Here is a 21,355-nt window from a genome sequence, read left to right as displayed (position 1 = left end):
GGCGAAGATTACATTTCTGACAGTTTCACCCCGTATTCAATGATTTCCAGTTGGCCTGGCCGAGTCCGCCACGGTGGCATTACCGCAATTGATATACGAAGAAGACTTCAACCAGCGCTGATCCGGATAGTAAGAAAACAACAGCTGCCCATCTTTCATCGAGTCGATCAGCTGATGGGCAATCGCAGGCCTCACCGCCGGGCAACCCAGGCTTCTACCGATTCGGCCATTCGCCCGCGCCAGGTCGGGGCTGACATACGGTGCACCATGAATAACGATCGCCCGCTCGAAAGCGTTATCGTTGAAGCCCGGTTCCAGACCTTCCATGCGCAACGAATAGCCGTTCTGCCCGACATAGCTGGACTGGGTTCGGTACAAACCCAGGCTGGTGGCGTAACTGGCATTGCGGTTGGAGAACTGACGCGCCATGTTTTCGCCGCTGTTGCGACCATGGGCGACCAGTTCGTGGAACAACAACTTGCGTTGTTTAAGGTCGAACACCCAAAGACGTTGCGCGGTCGAGGGCAGGGAATAATCGATGACTGCTAGTCTTTGAGCCGGGGCTGTGCTTCGAGCCCGGCTGCATTGGGAGGCGCGTACGGCCAGGGCAATCACCTTGGCGTTGGCATTCGGGGCCGCTTTGATCAGCGCGGCTTCAAGCGAATCGGCGTAGGCTGCTGGTAAGGTAAAAGCGGTCAGCAACAGCGCCGTCATTAAAAAGCCGAAGCGATCTGGGGCCATATGCAAGTCTCATCTGATAATTTCGAGTCTAGCAGCGCGCACGACGCTAGCCGGTTGAAAACGGGAGATTAAGGATTATCCATGGGGCAATTAACAAGGTTATTCGTCATAAGCCGCATATTTTTTATGGGCTTTCTGATCAGCGGCATGGCAATGGCGGAAACTTCGCCGATTGAGCCGTCATCTCCCGTTAGCGTCGTTGCGGATGCAGCGCCTGGCGATTACGTTGCTCAAGCGATTCAGTCGACGCTGGCGCCATTGCGTTCGGCGTTTCCGCCGTTGCTTACATCGCCGGGTCATCAACGGGTCGACGTCAACCGGGCGGTGATGGATTTTTATAGCCATCGTGGTTATCGCGCTGCCTGGACTGATGATGACGATGTCGTGCAGTTATTGAAAAGCCTGAGCGATACCGAAGTCGATGGCCTGGAACCTGAGGATTTTCGGATTCCCGAACTGGTCGCGGCCAGAATGTCGATGCAGACAACAGCGCCCACTCCCGGGCAACAGGCAGCTTTTGACATCACCGCGACCCAGACGTTTATCACGGCGCTGCTGCAATTGCGGCGCGGCAAGGTCGACCCTTCGCGGCTGGACTTCCATTGGAATTTCGATCCGGTTGGCATCGATCCTCGGGAAGACGTCAATCTTTTCTTCGCCGCCCTCGACAACCATGACGTCGCGCGGGCGTTCGCCCAGGCGCCGCCACAAGAAGCGATTTATGGCACGTTGCGGCAGGGCCTGGCGCAACTGCGCAGGGTTCGCAACAGTGGCGGCTGGCCAAAGATTCCAGGCGGGCAGACGCTCAGGCCGGGTATGGACGACGCCTCGGTTGCGCAGTTGCGCGCTCGTTTGGTGGCGGGGGGTTACCTGACCGCGAAAATGAACGGGCGCTCCGACTACGACGACTCCGTCATGGCGGCGGTGAAGAAGTATCAGGCCGAGCAATACCTCGGGGCGGACGGTGTGGCGGGGCCGGCGACACTCGCGGCGCTGAACGTGCCGGTCGAGGCGCGAATCGACCAGGTCCGCGTGAACATGGAGCGCGCGCGGTGGCTGTTGTACAAGCTTCAGGGCACCTTTGTCATCGTCGACATCGCCGGGTACAAGGTTTCGTTCTATCGCGATGGCAAGCTGATATGGCGCTCCCGGGTGCAGGTGGGAAAACCGTATCGCAGCACGCCGATTTTTCAATCGGAGATCACCTACGTCACGTTCAACCCGACCTGGACCGTGCCGCCGACCATTCTAGTCAAGGATATGCTGCCGAAGATTCGCAACAATCCCGGTTATCTTGATGCAAACCGGATTCGGGTGATCGATCGAGAAGGCAATGTGCTCGACCCGTTGACCGTCGATTGGGACAACCCGCGCGGCCTTACGCTGCGTCAGGATGCAGGGTCGGATAACTCGTTGGGGCAGGTGGTCATTCGTTTTCCCAATGATTACGCCATTTATCTGCACGACACACCGCATCGCGAGTTGTTTGCGCAATCCAACCGCGCGACCAGCTCCGGTTGTATTCGGGTAGAAAACCCGCTGCAGTTGGTGGAGCTGTTGTTCAACGACCCGGTTCGCTGGAACAGCGCAGGGATTCAAAAGCAGCTGGCCAACGGCAAGACAGAGAACATCAGACTCCCCGTGAAAGTGCCGGTGCTATTGGCCTACTGGACGGTAGACCTGAGCCTTGATGGGCGAGTGACGTTCAAGCCCGATGTGTATGGGTACGATAACCCGGTGTTGCGGGCACTGAATCTGCCTTCGGAGTGGCCGTCGCTGGACGGGAGGCGAGCGGTGCCTCCCTCGATGGCGGTGGGGCAAAGCAAGCTTTAAAGCCCCAGGCCTTCTTGTATTGCCAGCAGCAGATTATGTTCCGTCAGTGCGATCGCATCCGGTTGTTGTACGGATTGCTCGATCGCCTGCAGCCACCACTGCGTCTTGCCGTGTTCGGTCACGGTTCGCAATAGGTGGGCGAGTTCCTTGTCTGCCGAGCGTATTTCGATCCGCCCGGCACCGTCGGCGGTGAAGCGAGCGACAGGGTCGAAGGTGATGCTGTGGTGGTTGCCTTCGATCAGCAGTTGGTCGATGGCGTAATCGTAACTTGCCCCATCCGGGGCACTCTCGAACACATGAGTGGAATTGCGTCGCAGCTTCAGGCCCACTTCGATCAGTGGCTGCAGCCAGGCTTCAATCTGGTGATACAGCTCATAGACCTGGGCGGGCCAGCTGTCGATGGCCTGATCGGCGATGGTCGCGTCGGCACTGGTTTGCCGGGATTGTTTCAGCTTCTCGGCGAGCTCGTCTGCCTTACTCATTTCAATTTCCTGTTGTGATGTCAGTTAATCGTAGCTCCTTCAAGATAATGCGGTTTTGCCTTGCGTCATGTGCTTCGCGTGACAAAACGAGGCGGTATCGATGCCGCGACGTTCATCGAGAGTCGCTCAACAGCATAGCGTCACGACCATTGATCCCCCAACCCTGCGTTTACTCCGCACAACCCCGTAGACTAAGCGCATAAAAAATAAGGGTTTTGGGCCTCTGCCCATGCCTTATCCTTTCAGGACTCGCTTTTGCCTATCCCCATTCCCGATCCGCACCACGCCCCCGAGGGTGCCTTGAAGCGGCTGCCCCTGCTCAAAGCTGCGGTGCTGTTTATTGCGGCGGTGTGCCTCTGTCTCTGTGGGCTGCTTTACCTGCAACTGGAGCAGTCGCGCCGTCACGATCTGGCGTTGGCCGAGGTGTCTTCGTCGAACCTGACCCGGGCCATGGCACAGCAGGCTGAAGACACGTTCATGAAATCCGACCTGGTGCTGACCAGTCTGGTGGACTGGATTCAGGCTGAGGGTTTCGACGCTGCCCAGACGCCACGCTTGCAGAAAACCTTCGCGCGGCGAGTGCAGGCGCTGCATCAATTGCACGGGATATTTCTGTTCGACAGGCAGGGGCAATGGGTCGTGACGTCGTTCAAGAACCTGCCCCGTGGTCCAGGTGTGGCGGACCGTGATTATTTCCGGTTTCACCAGCAAAACGCGTCAGCCCTGGCGCACATCGGCCCGGCAATTCGCAGTCGGGAAAATGGCGAGTGGATCATTCCGGTTTCCAAGCGGATAGACGACAAGAACGGCGGTTTTCAGGGCGTGTTGCTGGCCGGGATCAAGATGTCGTACTTCGATCAGTTCTTCAAAAGCTTCAGCATCGATGATAACGGTGCGATGTTTTTGGGATTGACCGATGGAACACTGCTGGCGCGACGGCCGTTTGTGGAATCGCAGATCGGCACCTCATTGGCCCAGGGCGAGATTTTTCAGAAACTTCTGCCCGGCGCGACATCCGGCAACGCCATGATTGACTCGGTGGTGGATGGCATCGTCCGGTTGTATGGCTACCGTCAGCTCGATGCCTATCCCGTGGTGGTCGCGGCAGCATCTTCCAAAGACGCGATCCTCAAGGGCTGGTACGACACAGCGATTCAATCCAGTGTGATCGTCGCTCTGGTCGTCCTCGGCGTGGGGTTGTTCGGTTGGGTGTTCATTCATCAGGTGCGTGCGGGCGAGCGCATCGAGGCAGATTTGCGCAAGGCGCAGAAAACCCTGGAACTGATCGCCACCCACGACAGCCTGACCGGGTTGGCCAACCGTCGATTGTTCGAGCGGGCGCTGGAGGTCGAGTTCGGGCGCGGTGCCCGGCGGTCGAGTCCGCTGAGCCTGATCATGCTCGATATCGATTATTTCAAGCGCTATAACGACACCTACGGTCATGTGGCCGGGGACCATTGCCTGGCCGAAGTGGCGCGGGCACTGAAGAGTTGCTGTCACCGCAAAGCCGATCTGGCGGTGCGCTACGGCGGTGAAGAGTTTGCGGTGTTGCTGCCGGACACCGACATCCATGGTGCGCTGACGATCGCCGAGCAGATCCGCCGCAGCGTCATGGACAAGAACATCATCCACAGCGGCTCACCCACGGGCTACGTGACGGTCAGCCTTGGCTGTTATTCGTTTGTGCCGACCGGGCACGACAGCACCGAAATGTTGATCAAACGCGCGGATGCGGCGCTGTACCAGGCCAAGCATTCGGGGCGAAATCGTTCGGCGGTGTTGTCCATGGAAGGAGGCGCCGAGGCGCTGATGCGCTCGGACCGATGAAGCGTGCGGCCATTGATTGGCAATGGCGATGTGATCTGTTCTTCAAGTGCGACAACCACTTGCGTTATTCAGGGGCGATGACCGAGCATCTGCTATGGTCTGTGGAGAGCCTGGCTGTCATGACGACAGACCAGACCCCGCCGGTCTCACCCGATCAGGCGATCGATTGACAGGATCAAGTGCATGGATTTGAGTGCCACTAACACCGCTGCACCTGTGCGTCATACACCGATTACTCGCAACCTGATATTCGTCGTCGGCCTGCTGTTTGTGGTCGGGGTGTTGATCGCGCTGATGGCTCTGTTCAGCATTGCCGGGCGGCTCGATGCCGAGGACCTGGCCAAGACCACGTTTTATACCCAGCGCGCGCTGGAAAACCGTATCACCGCGACGAAAAACTACATCACCAGTTATGCCAACTGGACGACGGCCTACGATCATCTGAACGGCGAGGTCGATGTACAGTGGGCCTATGTCGAGCAGAACCTGGGTAAAACCCTGTTCACCATGGACCACTACGATGGCGTTTTCGTGGTCGATGCTCAGCGAACAAAATACGCCGTGGTGCGCGGGCTGCAGGTTCAGGATGAGGCGAAAACCTATCTGTCGACCTCTATGGCGACACTTATAGAGGAACTTCAAAGTCAGGAGAGCCTCATCGAGCCCGTCCACCGGTACACCTTGTTCGAAGGTAAACCGGCGCTGTTGACGGCAGCCGCGATCGTGCCCAATGACGAACGCCCTGCGGTCGATCCCAAGAGCACCTCGGTGCTGATATACGTCGATCAGTTAAACCCTGAAAAGCTCAGTGCCTTGAGTGCCGATTACGGTTTGCATGACTTGAGCCTGATGTCCGACGGCGCTATTGCGCCCGGTCAACCGGCCGTTGCCCTTGCCGGCACCGATTACAGCCTGGTCTCCCGGCTCGAGCAGCCGGGTCACCAATTGCTCTGGTCGCTGCTGCCGCCACTGGGCGGGGCGCTGCTGATTCTGGGGTTGTTGACCGCTTACTTCTTTCGATATGTCCTGCGCACGTCCGGGCATGTGGATGCCAGTTACACCAGCCTCGATTTGTCGAACCAGGCGCTGGAGGCCAGTGAAGAACGCTTTCGTGCGGTGGCCGAAGCCGCGTCTGACTGGATCTGGGAAATCGACGATCAGCACTGCATCACTTATCTGTCGGGGCGTTTCAGCACCGTCACCGGGTTTTCCGATCAGCAATGGCTGGGGCAGAACATCGGGCAACTGCTCAACTGCGAAACAACGCCCTTGTCGCTGTGGCTGAACAAACTCGATGAAGAACAGGCCGTCAGCCATTTGCGCTGTTCCTACCGCGATCAATCGGGGCAACAACGGGTCTGTCGGGTGTCGGCGCGACCGATCCAGCGCAAGGGCACAGTGCTGGGGTTTCGCGGGACGGCCAGCGACATCACTGATGAGGTCGCCGCCCATGCGCAGATCCAGCACCTGTCGATGCACGACGCACTGACTGGCCTGCCGAACCGCAACAAACTGGCGCGCTATCTCGAAGACGCGCTGGCGCTGAAAGAGCAATCGACGGCGCTGACGCTGTTGATGATCGACCTGGACAACTTCAAGCCGATCAACGATTCCCTCGGTCACCCGGCCGGCGATGCGGTATTGCTGGAGGTTGCCATTCGTTTGCGCGAATGCACACGGGACATCGATCTGGTTGCCCGATTGGGTGGCGACGAGTTTGTGCTGGTGCTCCACGGCATGGACAGCCACGCGGAAATCGACCGGTTTTGCGAGCGCTTGCTCGACAGCCTGCATCAACCGATTCATCACGATCACCACACGCTGCACATTGGCGCGAGCATCGGTATCGCCCTGAGTCGGCGCCAGGGGCACCTTGCGGAGGAGCTGATTCGCTGTGCCGATATCGCGTTGTATCAGGCCAAGTCCGACGGCAAGAAGACCTGGTGCTACTTTGCGGCGCACATGAACGATCAGATCCAGCACCGCCGGCAACTGGAAAACGACCTGCGTCGGGCGATCAAGCACAACGAATTCGTGATGCATTACCAGCCGCGTTATCACGTCGATGGCAAGCAGATCGTCTCGGTCGAAGCGCTGCTGCGCTGGCAGCATCCGGTGCAAGGCTTGTTGAGCCCCGACGCGTTTATTCCGTTGGCCGAGCAGACCGATCTGATTGTGCCACTGGGCCGCTGGGTGTTGCGCGAGGCGTGCGAGACGGCCCTGACCTGGCCCGGTGCGATGATGGTGTCGGTCAATCTGTCGCCGGTGCAGTTTGCCCGTAGCGATGTGATCGAGGATGTCCGGGAGGCGTTGATCCAGAGCCGATTGCCCGCCAGTCGACTGGAACTGGAGATCACTGAAAACGTGATGCTCATCGACGTCGATGGCGCCTTGGCGACCATGACTGCGCTCAAGGAGTTGGGCGTACGGCTGAACATGGACGACTTCGGCACCGGTTATTCTTCGCTGGGTTACCTGCGCACGTATCCGTTCGACGGGATCAAGATCGACAAGCGTTTCATTGCGTCCATGAGCAACGGCAGTAATGACCGCGCCGTGGTGCAGGCGATCATCAATCTGGGCAAGGCCATGGGGCTGACCGTCACTGCAGAGGGCGTCGAAACGCTGGAGCAACTGGACTGCCTGATCTCGGACCAGTGCCATGAGGTGCAGGGGTTCTACCTCAGTCGGCCGGTGGACAAGCATGCGCTACTGCCATTGCTCAAGGCATCCAGAGAGGATTTTGCAGCGCAGGGCACGCACCTTTAGTCGCCTGTTTCGTGCGCCATGGCAACTGCCGTGGCGCACCCCGGTCACAACTGGATATCGCCCAATCCGTTGCGAGCGTCGGATCATGAAGAACCTGAAAATCGCCACCTTCAACGTCAACGGCATGCGCGCCCGCTTGCCGAATCTATTGGCCTGGCTTGCGCGGGAACAGCCAGACATCGCCTGCTTGCAGGAACTCAAATCGGTGGACGGCGCATTCCCCGTCGCCGAGCTGGAGGCGGCAGGCTATGGCGCTATCTGGCACGGCCAGGTGTCGTGGAACGGGGTGGCGATTCTGGCGCGTGATGCGCAGCCGCTGGAGAGCCGGCGCGGTTTGCCGGGGGATGACAGCGACACCCATAGCCGCTACGTGGAAGCTGCCGTGCACGGGATTGTGGTGGGCTGTCTGTACTTGCCCAATGGCAACCCGCAGCCAGGGCCGAAGTTCGATTACAAACTGGCGTGGTTCGAGCGGCTGATCTCGCATGCCAAGGAGCTCCAGAACAGCGAGCATCCGGTGGTGCTGGCCGGCGACTACAACGTGGTGCCCACCGATCTGGATATCTACAACCCGCGCTCCTGGCTCAAGGACGCGCTGCTGCAACCCGAGAGTCGCGCGTGTTATCAGCGGTTGCTGGATCAGGGCTGGACCGATTCCCTGCGTCATCTGTATCCGGAAGAGCGAATCTATACCTTCTGGGATTACTTCCGGCAGCACTGGCAGAAAAACTCGGGGTTGCGCATCGATCATCTGCTGCTTAACCCGGCACTGAGTCCTTACCTGCAAGACGCCGGCGTCGATGCCTGGGTCCGCAACGAACCGCATGCCAGCGATCATGCGCCGGCATGGATTCGATTGGGCTCGCGCAAGCGTCGATAGTCTTGGTGCGTGCGGCGATTGGCTAAATCAATTGTCAGTCCGACCGTGTTTTCCCTTATACATGGCGCCCATCGGCGGAGCGATCCGCGGAACTCTGCATAAAGGATTGAGCGATGAGCGAGCCACGACTAATGAATCTTGCGCTGTATCTGCAACGCCTGGGCTTCGACGCGCCCCCGGCGCCGACCCTGGAAACCCTGCGTCAACTGCAGCTGCGTCACACCGGTGCCTTCCCGTTCGAAAACCTCACCACGTTATTGGGCGAACCAGTGCTCATCGACCTGCCGTCCATAGAACAGAAAGTCCTGCACGACGGTCGCGGTGGCTACTGCTACGAACTCAACAATCTGTTCCTGGCTTTGCTGCAGACATTGGGTTTCGACGCACGTGGCATCACCGGCCGCGTGGTCATGGGCCAGCCCGAAGACGCATGGACCGCACGTACTCACCGCCTGAGTCTGGTGACACTCGACGGCGTGCGCTACATCACCGACGTCGGCTTCGGCGGCATGGTGCCCACCGCACCGCTAATGCTGGATACCGGAGCCGAGCAGTTCACCCCCCACGAATCCTATCGCATCGAACCGCACGCCGATGGCTACACCCTGCGCGCCAACGTCGGCGGTGAATGGCGGGCGATGTACATCTTCGATTTGCAACGTCAGGAAGACATCGATTACACCCTGGGCAACTGGTACGTCTCGACCCATCCCGAATCGTCCTTCGTCAAACAACTGATGGTGGCGAGGACGGGGGAGGGATGGCGACGCACGCTGAATAACGGCAGTTTTGCCATTCATCGCATGGGCAGCGAGAGCGAACGGCGCCAGGTGACGGACGCTGAGGAACTGATCGGGTTGCTGGAAAATGAATTCGGTATCCGGGTGCCGTCGCAGGAAGCGTTGAAGCGGGTATTTGAACGGTTGATCGGGTCTGTGTAGCAGTCAAATCAAGCAACACGTAAAGGGGCGGATTGGTTAATTCGCCCCTTTTTTTCTTATGGTCGACCCAAGCTAGGAACGAACCTCAAGCTCCATCACGTGATGGATTTCGTTGAGGACCTCTGACAGTTTTTTCTCCAGGTTTTTCAGCTCGGAGGCCGTTATTCCTTTTTTGAAATGCCCGGCATCTGCAACCGCAGTGTTCTGATCGGTCTTCGTCGCTTTGCCTTTATCGCTGAGCAATGCCTGGCGCAAGGTGTTGTTGATCACCGTCTGGTAGCCATATCCCTCGCTTTCTGCCAGCGCGCGCGCGGTCTCTATGACGACATCATCGAGCATGATGGTGATTCGGGTCTTGCCTTTGCTGGAGGCAATCGCTCCACGCTTGGCATTACTGAAGTCGTATTCATCTTTCATCGGTCAAGCCTCCATATAGCGGCGCCGCTCGTTTTTGGTGGCGATGCGCGCGGAAATGATTCGCACGAAATTCGGGTCGCGGTGGGTATATGCAACGACCAGCAAGCGACCTTTGGCATCCAGCCGATGATGATCCACCGATGCTCGTCATGATGATTGTCCTGAAGCGTTAGGGCTCGTTCGTCATAAAACACGGGTTCTGTCTCCGCGAGGCTGACGCCTCGATGCTTCAGTTTGTTGGCCGCGTTCTTTGCCTTGTGATACTGAATTTCGAATGACTTCATTATGCATACTTTATATGTATTAGCGAGAGGCAACCGTGCCGACGGTCGTTTGGAAAACAAAAGACTAGTGGTGGGGGAGGAGCGGGGAGGAAGGATGTATTTCAAGGAGTTTTTGAACTGGAGGCACGACGGCTAAAGGGCGGCATGGGCACATGTCCATAATCTGACCGGGTAGTTGTATACAACTCTATAGACAGTTGTCCTGAGTTTTGAATACAGTATGCGCACAACAAAAACCAGGGAACCCCCCAACCATGAAAACGCCCCATGTTTCACTCCAGCGGCCTGAGGATGAAAATCTCGGGATCGGCGCGAATATGGCTTATGGCTTGCAACACGTTCTAACCATGTACGGCGGTATTGTCGCGGTGCCTTTGATCATCGGCCAGGCGGCCGGGCTCTCGCCGGCGGACATCGGTTTGTTGATTGCTGCTTCATTGTTTGCAGGGGGGCTGGCGACATTGCTGCAAACCCTGGGTTTGCCGTTTTTCGGTTGTCAGTTGCCGCTGGTACAGGGCGTGTCGTTTTCTGGCGTTGCGACCATGGTGGCGATTGTCAGCAGTGGCGGGGAGGGCGGCTTTCAGTCGATTCTCGGGGCGGTGATTGCCGCGTCACTGATCGGCTTGCTGATCACACCGGTGTTCTCGCGAATCACCAAGTTCTTTCCGCCGCTGGTGACGGGCATTGTGATCACCACGATCGGCCTGACGCTGATGCCGGTGGCCGCGCGCTGGGCCATGGGCGGCAACAGCCATGCCCCTGACTTCGGCAGCATGGCGAACATTGGCCTGGCGGCTGTGACGCTGGTGCTGGTGCTGCTACTGAGCAAGATCGGCAGTGCGACCATCTCCCGTTTGTCGATCCTCTTGGCCATGGTCATCGGCACAGTCATCGCCGTGTTCCTCGGCATGGCGGATTTCTCGTCCGTCACCCAAGGCCCGATGTTCGGCTTCCCGGCACCGTTCCATTTCGGCATGCCGACTTTCCACTTCGCCGCGATCCTGTCGATGTGCATCGTGATCATGGTGACCTTGGTGGAGACTTCGGCCGACATTCTGGCCGTCGGTGAAATCATCGACACCAAAGTCGACTCCAAACGCCTGGGCAACGGCCTGCGCGCCGACATGCTGTCGAGCATGATCGCGCCGATCTTCGGCTCCTTCACCCAGAGTGCTTTCGCCCAAAACGTCGGGTTGGTGGCGGTAACCGGGATCAAGAGCCGTTTCGTGGTGGCCACCGGCGGTGTGTTCCTGGTGGTGCTCGGATTGCTGCCGTTCATGGGGCGGGTGATCGCCGCGGTACCGACCTCCGTGCTCGGCGGCGCTGGCATCGTGCTGTTCGGCACTGTGGCGGCCAGCGGCATTCGGACGTTATCCAAGGTCGACTACCGCAACAACGTCAATCTGATCATCGTCGCCACTTCAATCGGATTTGGGATGATCCCCATCGCCGCACCGAACTTCTACGACCACTTCCCCAGCTGGTTCGCGACGATCTTCCACTCGGGCATCAGCTCCTCGGCGATCATGGCCATCGTGCTGAACCTGGCCTTCAACCACCTCACTGCCGGCAACTCGGATCAGCAGTCAGTGTTTGCCGCCGGTACCGAGCGCGTCTTGCGTTATCAGGATCTGGCGGCGTTGCGGGAAGGGGATTACTTCAGCGAAGGTAAGCTTCATGACTGCGACGGGAATGAGATTCCGGTGGTGGAGACAGAGCATGGGCATGCAGAGCCGCGAGCGGTGCATGCGAAAAGCAGTGAGCATGTCTGACGGCGGTACCCGGTAAAAAGGCAGGTTGATCAAAAGATCGCAGCCTGCGGCAGCTCCTTGGGATTCGTGTGCGATGCGATCCCCGTAGGAGCTGCCGCAGGCTGCGATCTTTTGACTTTTATGGCGTGCACAAAAAAGCCCCTGAACCTTTTGATTCAGGGGCTTTTCGATCTTGCTGTCTGGCTCCACGACCTGGACTCGAACCAGGGACCCAGTGATTAACAGTCACTTGCTCTACCAACTGAGCTATCGCGGAATGGCGTCTATGTTACTGATTCAAAAAGAGAAGTCAAGCCTCTATTGGCTGTTTGAGGTTTTCATCGGATCAGAGGGGGTTATCGGCCATTGGCGGTTACCAGAAACGCGTTAGAGGTCTACCATGGCCGCCCGGAAGTGGTGACACGCGCTGCCGGCCCTCCGCCGAAAAGGTATGCGCCATGAATCACCCAACCCTCACACCTCAAAACAGCGGGGTGTTCGCATGAGCATCGCTCAGATCAGCCTGCCCAAAGGCGTCGGCCCACACGCCGAGAAACTGTTCGACGCTATCACTCAGGCCAGCACCGCTGACGAATTGAATCGCGCGGGCGGCAAGGCAGAAGGTTTTGTCCTGGGCCTGGAAAGCACCAAAGCGATCAAAAGCCAGGTGGCCGAGTTGCTTTATGTGGCTTACGACGACGCGGCCAGCCAACGCGCGAGCGAACTGGCCTAACCGCCGAAGGTGATGGTGGCGAGCATCAGTTTGGCGTACAGCGTCGTGGCGGCCAGTTGCACCAGCCACAACGCCAGGCCGCCAAGGAATACGCCCGCCGCTATTTGCAGCACCAGGTTATTACCGCGTTTGGCCGAGGAGCGGGGCACGAAGTGGTCTAGCTCGTCGCGGTCGGCGCGTAGGTCATCGTTTTTCATGTGGGTTCTCAAGAATTCTCGGGTGTACTCTTAACCTGTGGGAGCGGGCTTGCTCGCGAAGGCGGTGGCACATCCAGCATCAATGTGACAGATAGACCGCTTTCGCGAGCAAGCTCGCTCCCACATTTTTGATCTGCGTGCAGTCTAGAGCGACCGGTCGCCGAACTGGGAATTATCAAAGACAAATAAAAAACGGGAAGCCCATTGGCTTCCCGTTTTTAATCACGCAACGACTCAGATCACCTGAACGATGGCCTTGGTCACGGCGTCGATGTTGCTCTGGTTCAGCGCGGCAACGCAGATGCGGCCGGTGTCCAGGGCATAGATGCCGAACTCGTTGCGCAGACGGGTTACCTGCTCAACCGTCAGGCCGGAGTAGGAAAACATGCCGCGCTGACGGCCGACGAAGCTGAAATCGCGCTGCGGAGCATTTTTCGCCAGCAGGTCGACCATCTGGATGCGCATGCCGCGAATCCGCAGGCGCATTTCTGCCAGTTCTTCTTCCCATTGGGCGCGCAGTACCGGGCTGTTCAGCACGGCGGCGACGATGCTTGCGCCGTGGGTTGGCGGGTTGGAGTAGTTGGTGCGGATCACGCGTTTGACTTGCGACAGCACGCGCGCGCTTTCTTCTCTCGAATCGCTGACGATCGACAAGGCGCCAACGCGCTCGCCGTACAGCGAGAAGGATTTGGAGAACGAACTGGAAACGAAGAAGGTCAGGTCCGATTCGGCGAACAGGCGCACGGCCGCAGCGTCTTCATCGATACCGTCGCCAAAGCCCTGGTAGGCCATGTCGAGGAACGGCACATGACCTTTCGCTTTCACCACGTCCAGCACGTTTTTCCAGTCCGCCGGGCTCAGGTCCACGCCGGTCGGGTTGTGGCAGCAAGCGTGCAGCACAACGATGGAGCCAGACGGCAGGGCGTTCAGGTCTTCCAGCAGGCCTGCACGGTTAACATCGTGGGTGGCCGCGTCGTAGTAGCGATAGTTCTGCACCGGGAAACCGGCGGTTTCAAACAGTGCGCGGTGGTTTTCCCAACTCGGGTCACTGATCGCCACGACGGCGTTCGGCAGCAGTTGCTTGAGGAAGTCGGCACCGATTTTCAGTGCGCCAGTACCGCCAACGGCTTGAGTGGTGATGACCCGGCCAGCAGCGATCAGCGGCGAGTCATTGCCGAACAGCAGTTTCTGCACGGCCTGGTCGTAGGCGGCGATGCCATCAATCGGCAAGTAACCACGGGAAACGTGTTGAGCAGCGCGAATCGTCTCGGCTTCGACAACGGCGCGCAGGAGTGGAATTCGCCCCTCCTCGTCGCAGTAAACACCGACCCCCAGGTTGACCTTGTTGGTACGGGTATCGGCATTGAATGCTTCGTTGAGGCCCAGGATTGGATCGCGTGGTGCCATTTCGACAGCGGAGAACAGGCTCATTATTGCGGCGGCTCTGAATGGAGTGTGGAGGGACGTGTCGCGCTCCAGCCGAATGCACTAGAGCGGTGCACAAACGGGGAGCTAGTATAGAGGTCATCAGCGATTGATGGCGACAGGCGATTCGGCTTTTACGGTAAGTTTTTCGAATTATTTTTCGATCGTTGGTCGAGTGATGTCGTCAAAGGTTCTACCCGATGTAGGACGTTTACCTTGAAAGCGATGGCAAACGGCTCCACATTGAGCACAATCCAGTTTTTTCCTCGGGCGACATCGGTCGTTTGCGGTCTTTCTCGTTCCTGTCCGGTGTAGCCGGACAAGAGTGAACCAGAGGTACGTATGTCTGAATTCCAGCTAATCACCCGCTTCGAGCCCGCCGGCGATCAGCCGGAAGCCATCCGCCTGATGGTCGAGGGCATTGAGGCCGGGCTGGCGCACCAGACGTTGCTCGGTGTGACCGGCTCGGGCAAGACCTTCAGCATCGCCAACGTGATCGCCCAGATACAGCGCCCGACGCTGGTGCTGGCGCCCAACAAAACGCTGGCCGCGCAGTTGTATGGCGAATTCAAAGCGTTCTTTCCGAACAATGCGGTTGAATACTTCGTCTCCTATTACGACTACTACCAGCCCGAAGCCTACGTGCCGTCGTCCGACACCTTCATCGAGAAGGATGCCTCGATCAACGACCATATCGAGCAGATGCGCCTGTCTGCGACCAAGGCACTGCTGGAGCGCAAGGACGCGATCATCGTCACCACGGTGTCGTGCATCTACGGTCTGGGCAGTCCGGAAACTTATTTGAAGATGGTGTTGCACGTCGATCGCGGCGACAAGCTCGACCAGCGCGCGCTATTGCGTCGCCTGGCCGACCTGCAATACACCCGCAACGACATGGACTTCGCCCGGGCGACCTTTCGGGTGCGCGGCGATGTGATTGATATCCACCCGGCGGAATCCGATTTCGAAGCGATCCGCATCGAGCTGTTTGATGATGAAGTGGAGAGTCTGTCCGCCTTCGACCCGTTGACCGGTGAAGTCATCCGCAAACTGCCGCGTTTCACCTTCTATCCGAAGAGCCACTACGTGACCCCGCGGGAAACCCTGCTCGAGGCCACCGAAGGGATCAAGGTCGAATTGCAGGAGCGCTTGGAATACCTGCGCTCCAACAACAAACTGGTGGAAGCCCAGCGACTGGAACAGCGCACCCGCTTCGACCTGGAGATGATTCTCGAACTGGGTTACTGCAATGGCATCGAAAACTATTCGCGCTACCTGTCGGGGCGTGAATCCGGCCAGGCGCCACCCACGTTGTTCGACTACCTGCCGGCCGACGCTTTGCTGGTAATCGACGAGTCCCACGTCAGCGTGCCGCAAGTCGGCGCCATGTATAAAGGTGACCGTTCCCGGAAAGAAACGCTGGTCGAGTACGGCTTCCGCCTGCCGTCCGCGCTGGACAACCGGCCGATGCGTTTCGATGAGTTCGAAAGCATCAGTCCCCAAACGATTTTTGTCTCGGCCACGCCGGGCAATTACGAGGCGGAACACGCCGGTCGAGTGGTCGAGCAATTGGTGCGCCCAACCGGTCTGGTGGATCCGCAAATCGAAATCCGTCCGGCGTTGACTCAGGTCGACGACTTGCTCTCGGAAATCACCAAGCGTGTCGCCCTGGAAGAGCGGGTACTGGTCACCACGCTGACCAAGCGTATGTCCGAAGATTTGACCGATTACCTGGCCGACCACGGCGTACGCGTGCGTTATCTGCACTCGGACATCGACACCGTGGAACGGGTCGAAATTATCCGTGACTTGCGTCTCGGCGTCTTCGATGTGCTGGTGGGGATCAACCTGCTGCGTGAAGGCCTGGACATGCCGGAAGTCTCGCTGGTGGCGATTCTCGATGCCGACAAGGAAGGTTTTCTTCGCTCCGAGCGTTCGCTGATCCAGACCATCGGCCGGGCGGCGCGCAACCTCAATGGTCGAGCGATTTTGTACGCGGATCGCATTACCGGCTCGATGGAGCGGGCGATCGGCGAAACCGAGCGTCGTCGCGACAAGCAGATCGCCTTCAACCTGGCCAATGGCATCACGCCGAAGGGGGTGTTCAAGGACGTCGCCGACATTATGGAAGGCGCGGTCGTGCCAGGTTCGCGCAGCAAGAAGCGCAAAGGCATGGCCAAGGCCGCCGAGGAAAGTGCCAAGTACGAGGCCGAACTGCGCTCGCCGAGCGAGATCAGCAAACGCATTCGCCAGTTGGAAGAAAAGATGTACCAGCTCGCCCGCGACCTGGAATTCGAAGCCGCGGCGCAGTTGCGCGACGAAATTGGCAAGTTGCGGGAGCGGTTGATCGCAGTTTGATTTGTGGTGTCTGTCAGGGCCTCTTCGCGAGCAAGCCCGCTCCCACAATTGACCGAGTTGTCCAGGCGGACGCGGTCTAATGTGGGAGCGGGCTTGCTCGCGAAGGCGTACGACTGAACGCCATATTCGTCAGCTAAAGCGCTTCCCCCGCCCTCAACCCACCTCGGCCTACAAGTAATGTGGAGGTAAATACCCCACTCACTGGAGCGTGGCAGGCTACGCCTGTTACCATTCGGCTCTTGTTGGAAGTTCGCTTTGATCTTCGCTTTTTATTCTTTTCGAGACATGCCATGACCACCGTCCGCACTCGCATCGCGCCATCGCCTACCGGGGACCCCCATGTAGGTACCGCTTACATCGCTTTGTTCAACTACTGCTTTGCCAAGCAGCATGGCGGTGAGTTCATCCTGCGGATCGAAGACACCGATCAACTGCGTTCGACCCGCGAGTCCGAACAGCAGATTTACGACGCCCTGCGTTGGTTGGGTATCGACTGGAGCGAAGGCCCGGACGTCGGCGGCCCGCACGGTCCTTACCGTCAGAGCGAGCGCGGCGATATCTATCAGAAATACTGCCAGCAATTGGTCGACATGGGTCATGCCTTCCCGTGTTTTTGCACGGCCGAAGAGTTGGATCAGATGCGCGCCGAGCAAATGGCGCGTGGCGAAACACCGCGTTACGACGGCCGTGCGCTGTTGCTGTCCAAGGAAGAAGTCGCGCGCCGCCTGGCCGCCGGCGAGCCGCACGTCATCCGCATGAAAGTGCCGAGCGAAGGCGTGTGTGTGGTGCCAGACATGCTGCGTGGCGACGTCGAGATCCCGTGGGATCGCATGGACATGCAAGTGCTGATGAAGACCGACGGCCTGCCGACGTACTTCCTGGCCAACGTGGTCGATGACCACTTGATGGGCATTACCCACGTTCTGCGCGGTGAAGAATGGCTGCCTTCGGCACCGAAACTGATCCTTTTGTACGAGTACTTCGGCTGGGAACAACCACAGCTGTGCTACATGCCGCTGCTGCGTAACCCGGACAAGAGTAAGCTGTCCAAGCGCAAAAACCCGACCTCGGTGACGTTCTACGAGCGCATGGGCTTCATGCCGGAAGCAATGCTCAACTACCTGGGCCGCATGGGCTGGTCGATGCCGGATGAGCGCGAGAAGTTCTCTCTGCAAGAGATGGTCGATAATTTTGACCTCAAACGTGTCTCTCTCGGCGGGCCGATTTTCGACATCGAGAAGCTGTCGTGGCTCAACGGTCAGTGGCTGCGTGATCTGCCGGTAGAGGAGTTTGCCGCTCGTGTGCAGAAGTGGGCGCTGAACCCTGACTACATGATGAAAATCGCACCGCATGTGCAGGGCCGGGTTGAAATCTTCAGCCAGGTCGCACCGCTGGCCGGGTTCTTCTTCGCCGGTGGCGTGAACCCGGATGCCAAACTGTTCGAATCCAAGAAGCTTTCGGGCGATCAGGTTCGGCAGTTGATGCAGTTGATCCTGTGGAAGCTGGAAAGCCTGCGTCAGTGGGAGAAGGACAGCATTACCGCGACGATTCAGGCGGTGGTTGAATCGCTGGAGTTGAAACTGCGTGACGCCATGCCGCTGATGTTCGCCGCGATCACTGGGCAGGCCAGCTCGGTGTCGGTACTCGATGCGATGGAAATCCTTGGCCCGGACCTGACCCGTTTCCGTCTGCGCCAGGCTATCGACCTGCTGGGCGGCGTGTCGAAGAAGGAAAACAAGGAGTGGGAAAAGCTGTTGGGCGCCATCGCCTGACACCTGTAGGCGCCGGCTTGCCGGCGAAGGCGACCTCGAAGCTTTGCATCGATCTTGCGGTCGTCTTCGCTGGCAAGCCAGCTCCTACAGGGGAAAAACCCCGAATTTGCGGGGGGAGGGCGGTAAGTGATTGTTATGTGGGCAAAAAATTTTGAAAATTGTTGAAAATAAGTTTGACAGTCTTTCGATGCGCCATTAAGATTCGCCCCGTCCTCAGCGATGAGGGGCTATAGCTCAGCTGGGAGAGCGCTTGCATGGCATGCAAGAGGTCGACGGTTCGATCCCGTCTAGCTCCACCAATTTACACTTCAAGGTCTGGCCACACCGGCCTTGAAGCGATCAACACTCAGCGTTGATCAGTTGTATAGAAGGGTTTGCGTCCCCTTCGTCTAGTGGCCTAGGACACCGCCCTTTCACGGCGGTAACAGGGGTTCGAGTCCCCTAGGGGACGCCAGTTTTACAGAAGCGATGTTGCAAGATGTCGCTCCGCCGCGAGGCGAAAAATCCGGGGCTATAGCTCAGCTGGGAGAGCGCTTGCATGGCATGCAAGAGGTCGACGGTTCGATCCCGTCTAGCTCCACCAATTTTACAGTTCAAGGTCTGGCCACACCGGCCTTGAATCGATCAGCTCTCAGCACTGATCAATTGTATAGAAGGGTTTGTGTCCCCTTCGTCTAGTGGCCTAGGACACCGCCCTTTCACGGCGGTAACAGGGGTTCGAGTCCCCTAGGGGACGCCACGATTACCCGCTCTGCGGGATTTTTAAGGGTCATTCAATTATTGAATGGCCCTTTTGTTTGTCTGGCGTTTGGCCAACTCTCCTTTTTCCTCAAAACTATTTCTCTTCAGACCAGCGGTCGCATTCCCGACTTGCGAAAAATTATTATGAGAATAATATTCTACTCGTAATATTCGGAGGCAACGATGAACGATAAAAAAGCTCAAACCCGCGAACGCATCCTCAAGGCTGCCAGTGCAGCGCTGATTCAGCGCGGCCCGGCCGAGCCGAGCGTGGGCGAAGTGATGGGCGCGGCCGGCCTGACGGTCGGTGGCTTCTACGCGCACTTCGAAAGCAAGGACGCATTGATGCTGGAAGCATTCAAGCAGCTGCTCAGCCATCGTCGGGATTTGATCGACGATATGGACGCCAAGTTGACCGGCGAAGAGCGTCGCGCGTTGGTCGCTGCGTTCTACCTGTCGCGCAGGCACCGCGATTCCACCGAGCAGGCCTGTCCGATTCCGGCGTCGGTCGGCGAACTGGGCCGTCTGCCGGATGAATTCCGCGTGGCGTTGAATGAGCATGTCGAGTTGATGGTCGCGCAGTTGGCGGCCAGCCCGGAAGAGGCTGACAAAGCCTTGGCCGACATGGCCTTGATGGTGGGTGGTTTGGCTCTGGCGCGGGCGCTGGGGCCAGGAGAGTTGTCCGATCGATTGCTGCGCGCCGCCAAGTCGGCGGTGCTGTGACCTAAAGGCGTCAGCCTGAGGAGATGGCGATGAACACGTTGAGCTGGGTTCGTGGCGTTAATGGCACCTTGGGCTGGTTCGCGCCGAAGCTGGTGGCGAGCAAGATGCGTCTGGCATTCATGACCCCGCGGCAATTACTGCCGCGTGACTGGGAATTGCCGCTGCTGGCGAAGTCCGAGCGAATCACTTTGCGCTTTGGTCTCTCCGCGCTGCGCTGGGGCCAAGGCCCGGCGGTGTTGTTGATGCACGGTTGGGAAGGCCGGCCAACGCAGTTTGCCTCACTGATCACGGCGCTGGTTGATGCCGGTTACACCGTGGTTGCCCTGGACGGCCCGGCTCACGGTCGCTCGCCTGGCAATGAGGCCAATGTGGTGCTGTTCGCCCGGGCCATGCTCGAAGCGGCCGCTGAATTGCCGCCGCTGCAAGCGGTGATCGGTCACTCCATGGGCGGCGCCAGTGCCATGCTCGCAGTTCAGTTGGGCTTGCGCACCGAAACCCTGGTCTCGATCGCCGCTCCGGCGCGAATTCTCGGGGTACTGCGTGGGTTCGCGAGCTATGTGGGGTTGCCGCCCAAAGCCCGTTCTGCATTCATTCGCCAGGTCGAGAAAGACGTCGGCATGCGCGCCGCTGCGCTGGATGTCGCGCGCTATCAGCTCGACATGCCGGGGCTGATCGTCCATGCCGAGGACGACAACTTTGTTCCAGTCAAGGAATCCCAGTCGATCCACGAAGCCTGGTTCGACAGCCGTTTGTTACGCCTGGAGGAGGGCGGTCATCAACGGGTCCTGGCCGATCCGCGGGTGATCGACGGCGTTCTCTCGCTACTGGCTGGTCGAAGCCTGCAATCGCGCCAATCGGCCTGAGCTTCCGTTACACTGCCCCGGTCGAAATAATCTGACGGGGAGTGGGGTATGGGCTGGGATCGGGCAACGCCGTTTATCATTGATCTGCAAGTGGGCGCCGAGGACATCGACGGGTTGGGTCACGCGAACAACGCGGTGTACGTGACCTGGCTCGAGCGCTGCGCCTGGCGCCATTCGCAACGGCTGGGCCTGGATCTGGTCGAGTATCGTCGACTGGATCGGGCGATGGCGGTGGTGCGGCACGAGATCGATTACCTGGTGGCGGCCTATGAGGATGACGAACTGCAATTGGCGACCTGGATCGTCGATTGGGACCAGCGCCTGAAAATGACTCGACACTTTCAGTTGAAGCGACCCAGTGACAACACAACGTTGCTGCGGGCGCAGACCACTTTCGTGTGCATCGAACTGTCGACCGGCAAGCCCAAGCGCATGCCGGCGGAATTTATCGAAGGCTATGGTCCCGCGTTGCAAGTCGCGGGCTAGTTGAAGCCTTCGCGGGCAAGCCTCGCTCCTTGTATGTTGTCCCTGACTCCAACGAGAGAGGTTACGCTCAAGGAGTCATACAACAGCAAGTGCGTTTCTGGGGGAGGCCGATCGCTCCTGAAGGCAGGATTT

Annotated in this window: 17 protein-coding genes, 5 tRNA genes and 1 pseudogene; 16 read left to right on the top strand and 7 right to left on the bottom strand. The window is 58.7% G+C overall.

What is annotated here, in order from left to right; genetic code table 11:
• Positions 1-36: 36 nt before the first annotated feature.
• On the bottom strand, positions 37-741 hold the full coding sequence (locus MEB48_RS23910) for a murein L,D-transpeptidase catalytic domain family protein (protein ID WP_237886311.1): 705 nt from the start codon (positions 739-741) through the stop codon (positions 37-39).
• Between the two features lie 81 nt (positions 742-822).
• On the opposite strand from MEB48_RS23910, the gene MEB48_RS23905 reads away from it, so the two are divergent.
• Positions 823-2,574, top strand: a complete 1,752-nt coding sequence (locus tag MEB48_RS23905) for a L,D-transpeptidase family protein (RefSeq protein ID WP_237886310.1) — start codon at positions 823-825, stop codon at positions 2,572-2,574.
• Here MEB48_RS23905 and MEB48_RS23900 read toward each other — a convergent pair.
• Positions 2,571-3,056: a hypothetical protein gene (locus MEB48_RS23900; protein ID WP_237886309.1), complete on the bottom strand. Its 486-nt coding sequence runs from the start codon at positions 3,054-3,056 to the stop codon at positions 2,571-2,573. The two genes, MEB48_RS23905 and MEB48_RS23900, sit on opposite strands and share 4 nt — an antisense overlap.
• Positions 3,057-3,311: 255 nt before the next feature.
• On the opposite strand from MEB48_RS23900, the gene MEB48_RS23895 reads away from it, so the two are divergent.
• From MEB48_RS23895 to MEB48_RS23880, 4 genes are all read left to right on the top strand, one after another.
• Complete coding sequence (locus MEB48_RS23895) at positions 3,312-4,883, top strand: sensor domain-containing diguanylate cyclase (RefSeq protein WP_237886308.1); 1,572 nt, start codon at positions 3,312-3,314, stop codon at positions 4,881-4,883.
• A gap of 183 nt (positions 4,884-5,066) precedes the next feature.
• Positions 5,067-7,652, top strand: coding sequence for a bifunctional diguanylate cyclase/phosphodiesterase (locus MEB48_RS23890; protein ID WP_237886307.1), 2,586 nt, complete (start codon positions 5,067-5,069; stop codon positions 7,650-7,652).
• Between the two features lie 85 nt (positions 7,653-7,737).
• Complete coding sequence (locus tag MEB48_RS23885; RefSeq protein ID WP_237886306.1) at positions 7,738-8,532, top strand: exodeoxyribonuclease III; 795 nt, start codon at positions 7,738-7,740, stop codon at positions 8,530-8,532.
• Between the two features lie 113 nt (positions 8,533-8,645).
• A complete protein-coding gene (locus MEB48_RS23880) occupies positions 8,646-9,473 on the top strand; it encodes an arylamine N-acetyltransferase family protein (protein ID WP_237886305.1) in 828 nt (275 codons plus the stop codon).
• 72 nt (positions 9,474-9,545) lie between these two features.
• On the opposite strand, the gene MEB48_RS23875 is transcribed toward MEB48_RS23880, so the two are convergent.
• Both MEB48_RS23875 and MEB48_RS23870 read right to left on the bottom strand, forming a co-directional pair.
• Positions 9,546-9,890: a BrnA antitoxin family protein gene (locus tag MEB48_RS23875; RefSeq protein WP_237886304.1), complete on the bottom strand. Its 345-nt coding sequence runs from the start codon at positions 9,888-9,890 to the stop codon at positions 9,546-9,548.
• 3 nt (positions 9,891-9,893) lie between these two features.
• A pseudogene (locus MEB48_RS23870) lies at positions 9,894-10,174 on the bottom strand (BrnT family toxin).
• 254 nt (positions 10,175-10,428) lie between these two features.
• Here MEB48_RS23870 and MEB48_RS23865 point away from each other — a divergent pair.
• Positions 10,429-11,946, top strand: a complete 1,518-nt coding sequence (locus MEB48_RS23865; RefSeq protein WP_237886303.1) for a nucleobase:cation symporter-2 family protein — start codon at positions 10,429-10,431, stop codon at positions 11,944-11,946.
• Positions 11,947-12,126: 180 nt separating this feature from the next.
• Here MEB48_RS23865 and MEB48_RS23860 read toward each other — a convergent pair.
• Positions 12,127-12,202: transfer RNA gene (locus MEB48_RS23860), tRNA-Asn, on the bottom strand.
• A gap of 225 nt (positions 12,203-12,427) precedes the next feature.
• Between MEB48_RS23860 and MEB48_RS23855 the strand changes: the two genes are divergently transcribed.
• Positions 12,428-12,658, top strand: coding sequence for a hypothetical protein (locus tag MEB48_RS23855; RefSeq protein WP_237886302.1), 231 nt, complete (start codon positions 12,428-12,430; stop codon positions 12,656-12,658).
• Here MEB48_RS23855 and MEB48_RS23850 read toward each other — a convergent pair.
• Both MEB48_RS23850 and MEB48_RS23845 read right to left on the bottom strand, forming a co-directional pair.
• On the bottom strand, positions 12,655-12,855 hold the full coding sequence (locus MEB48_RS23850; protein ID WP_095052117.1) for a hypothetical protein: 201 nt from the start codon (positions 12,853-12,855) through the stop codon (positions 12,655-12,657). The two genes, MEB48_RS23855 and MEB48_RS23850, sit on opposite strands and share 4 nt — an antisense overlap.
• Positions 12,856-13,089: 234 nt before the next feature.
• Entirely contained in the window at positions 13,090-14,286 is a 1,197-nt protein-coding gene (locus MEB48_RS23845; RefSeq protein ID WP_237886301.1) for an amino acid aminotransferase, read from the bottom strand.
• 336 nt (positions 14,287-14,622) lie between these two features.
• On the opposite strand from MEB48_RS23845, the gene uvrB reads away from it, so the two are divergent.
• From uvrB to MEB48_RS23800, 9 genes are all read left to right on the top strand, one after another.
• The gene (gene uvrB / locus MEB48_RS23840) at positions 14,623-16,638 is read left to right on the top strand and encodes an excinuclease ABC subunit UvrB (RefSeq protein ID WP_237886300.1); all 2,016 of its coding nucleotides are present in this window, start codon (positions 14,623-14,625) and stop codon (positions 16,636-16,638) included.
• Between the two features lie 290 nt (positions 16,639-16,928).
• On the top strand, positions 16,929-18,410 hold the full coding sequence (gene gltX / locus MEB48_RS23835; RefSeq protein WP_237886299.1) for a glutamate--tRNA ligase: 1,482 nt from the start codon (positions 16,929-16,931) through the stop codon (positions 18,408-18,410).
• Positions 18,411-18,633: 223 nt separating this feature from the next.
• Positions 18,634-18,709: transfer RNA gene (locus MEB48_RS23830), tRNA-Ala, on the top strand.
• A gap of 79 nt (positions 18,710-18,788) precedes the next feature.
• Positions 18,789-18,864 (top strand) — tRNA-Glu (locus tag MEB48_RS23825).
• A gap of 53 nt (positions 18,865-18,917) precedes the next feature.
• Positions 18,918-18,993: transfer RNA gene (locus MEB48_RS23820), tRNA-Ala, on the top strand.
• 80 nt (positions 18,994-19,073) lie between these two features.
• Positions 19,074-19,149 (top strand) — tRNA-Glu (locus MEB48_RS23815).
• A 185-nt stretch (positions 19,150-19,334) separates the two neighbouring features.
• Complete coding sequence (locus MEB48_RS23810; RefSeq protein WP_237886298.1) at positions 19,335-19,874, top strand: TetR/AcrR family transcriptional regulator; 540 nt, start codon at positions 19,335-19,337, stop codon at positions 19,872-19,874.
• Positions 19,875-19,903: 29 nt separating this feature from the next.
• Positions 19,904-20,737 (top strand): alpha/beta fold hydrolase, encoded by an 834-nt coding sequence (locus MEB48_RS23805; RefSeq protein WP_237886297.1) that lies wholly within the window; start codon positions 19,904-19,906, stop codon positions 20,735-20,737.
• Between the two features lie 48 nt (positions 20,738-20,785).
• Positions 20,786-21,223 carry an acyl-CoA thioesterase gene (locus tag MEB48_RS23800; RefSeq protein WP_237886296.1) on the top strand — a complete coding sequence of 146 codons (438 nt, stop codon included), beginning with the start codon at positions 20,786-20,788 and terminating at the stop codon, positions 21,221-21,223.
• Positions 21,224-21,355: the final 132 nt, after the last annotated feature.

Source organism: Pseudomonas sp. PGPR40 (assembly GCF_022014505.1).
Taxonomy (GTDB): domain Bacteria; phylum Pseudomonadota; class Gammaproteobacteria; order Pseudomonadales; family Pseudomonadaceae; genus Aquipseudomonas.
The sequence above is the reverse complement of the archived record's forward strand: the minus strand, read 5'-3'. Positions and strand labels throughout refer to the sequence as shown.